Source organism: Methylobacterium sp. CCH5-D2 (genome assembly GCF_001556475.1).
GTDB classification, from domain to species: domain Bacteria; phylum Pseudomonadota; class Alphaproteobacteria; order Rhizobiales; family Beijerinckiaceae; genus Methylobacterium; species Methylobacterium hispanicum.
Map to the genome: position 1 here is coordinate 1 of NZ_LSIX01000179.1, position 238 is coordinate 238.

At 72.3% G+C, this 238-nt stretch carries 1 pseudogene; it reads right to left on the minus strand.

Features of this window, described 5'->3' with window-relative positions:
* Positions 1–77 precede the first annotated feature (77 nt).
* Positions 78–238: pseudogene (locus AX737_RS35500) on the minus strand (RND transporter); the annotation flags it as partial.

The following is a 238-nucleotide window of genomic DNA, read 5'->3' on the forward strand; positions in this document are numbered from 1 at the left end:
ACCGCGGCGAGCGCGAGGACGAGCAGGCGGTTGCGGACCGACTGGCTGACGAGGAAGGTGAACATCGGGCGGCCTCCTCAGCGAACCTGGTCGAGGAGTTCGGCGCCCTGGGTCACGACCCGCTTACCGGACCCGATCCCCTCGGCCACGAGCACCCGGCCGCCGTCGAGCGGCTCGACCCGAACGGGCCGCGCCTCGAAGCGCTCGGCGGTGGTGTGCTCGTAGACGACGTCCTGCC